The organism is Bacillus cereus group sp. N6 (assembly GCF_016483705.1).
GTDB lineage: Bacteria > Bacillota > Bacilli > Bacillales > Bacillaceae_G > Bacillus_A > Bacillus_A wiedmannii.
This window is the reverse complement of sequence record NZ_JAEHBI010000158.1, coordinates 1-1,579: the sequence shown is the minus strand read 5'-3', so window position 1 is coordinate 1,579 and position 1,579 is coordinate 1. Positions and strand designations below refer to the sequence as shown.

Below are 1,579 nucleotides of genomic sequence, written 5' to 3'. Positions count from 1 at the left end.
ACTTTCCCCATGTAGACACCTCATTTGGTTCATTTTTTATTATAGTAACCTGTGTCTACTTTTTAGTCTAACATCATGTATTCAAATAAAGCACAAGCAACTTGAATGAATAAAATGATTGATGGTTATCGCTTTGTATTCCACCATCGTATACCTCTATGTGATAACGTATACGATGAAACATAAAAGGGTTTGGCATATGATACATGTTCCACCAAACTTCTTTCCATAAAAAAAGAAGTGGATAGTATTGTGATGCAGTCATCTGCATACATCTTTCAGTTATGTTCTTGTTGTGGTGTACGTCATGATAGAGATAGTAACACAAGTATCAATCTAATGGATAAAGCGATACGGCTATCTTCATTGCTAAACGCAGTGAAAGTGAAGTGACCCCTGTCAAGTAGACAGTATTCAAAAAACACAACTAAGCAACCTGAGTTCTATATTTATTTGGACTCAGGTTATTTAGTTTCTTTTGGAACCTTTGTTGATTATAAAAGTGTATATATTTGCGCACAGCAAACTTAACCTCATCAGCTGTGTGGAAAGAGTATAAATGAAAACACTCTGACTTAAAGTGACTGAAGAAGCTTTCTATACAAGCATTGTCCCAACAGTTTCCCTTTCTGGACATACTAGCCTTCATCTGATATTTTTTAAGTAGTTGATTATATTGACGAGATGTGTACTGGAACCCCTGACCACTATGCAGGAGAACTCCTTTCACGTTTCGTTTTTTCTTGCCTTTTTAAGTGTGTCTAGCACTAGTTTTAGGTCATTTCTACGGCTAATTTCATGGGCAACAATTTCATTGTTGTATAGGTCTTTAATAGCGGATAAGTACAATCTTTGTCCATTGAAAATCAAATAGGTAATATCTGTTACCCATTTTTCGTTTAGTTTGGAAGCTTGGAAATCCCTGTTCAGATGGTTATCTGAAATCACATAAGCTTCTTTCTTCCCGTAATAAGGTCGTTTTCTCCTAATAATGGCTTTGATACCTAGTTCACCTATCAACCTTTGTATACGTTTGTGATTAAAATGAAGGTTATAAGTGGCTTTCAGCCAAACTTGTAATCTCCTGTATCCATAAATCCCCTTAAGTTTTGTATGACACTCCAATATCTTCTTTTTGATTTCGGTATCCTCCAATTGTTTTTCAGAAGGCGTCAACTGTCGCTTTACCCATTTGTAGTACCCACCTCTAGTCACTCCAGCGATATCACATAGAATGGTAACTGCATAACCTTTTTCTGATAACCCTTTGATGACTTCAAACTTCCTCGTTTTCGGTACAGATTCCAATCCTCCTTTTACATCCCTAAGAGCTTTTTTCACATTCCATTCTCCGCTTCTAATCGTTTTATTTTAGCTTCTGGATCTTCTGGCTTGGTTTTTGGTCTACCTATACCTGGTTCTTTCATTTTACCACGTTTTTCTTCTAGTCCTTTGATATCTTCAGCTTCAAAGTGTTTTACCCAACGTCTTACCACCGAGTCATCAATTCCTAATTCTTTAGCGACCGTTTTGTATCCCATTCCTTCTTTCAAGTATAAATTTACTGCTTTTTTCTTAA

General features: G+C 36.1%; 4 protein-coding genes. 1 reads left to right on the top strand and 3 read right to left on the bottom strand.

The genetic code is table 11. The features are described from left to right. Nucleotides 1–252: 252 nt before the first annotated feature. Complete coding sequence (locus JDS99_RS30600; protein ID WP_199696468.1) at nucleotides 253–393, top strand: transposase; 141 nt, start codon at nucleotides 253–255, stop codon at nucleotides 391–393. 34 nt (nucleotides 394–427) lie between these two features. On the opposite strand, the gene JDS99_RS32710 is transcribed toward JDS99_RS30600, so the two are convergent. The 3 genes from JDS99_RS32710 to JDS99_RS30585 all read right to left on the bottom strand — a co-directional run. Beyond that, nucleotides 428–649 carry an IS3 family transposase gene (locus JDS99_RS32710; RefSeq protein WP_369413406.1) on the bottom strand — a complete coding sequence of 74 codons (222 nt, stop codon included), beginning with the start codon at nucleotides 647–649 and terminating at the stop codon, nucleotides 428–430. A gap of 77 nt (nucleotides 650–726) precedes the next feature. Continuing rightward, entirely contained in the window at nucleotides 727–1,341 is a 615-nt protein-coding gene (locus JDS99_RS30590) for an IS3 family transposase (protein ID WP_345943254.1), read from the bottom strand. Continuing rightward, nucleotides 1,338–1,579: transposase (locus JDS99_RS30585; protein ID WP_242475817.1), on the bottom strand; the 242-nt coding region annotated here is incomplete at its 5' end. The genes JDS99_RS30590 and JDS99_RS30585, both read right to left, overlap by 4 nt.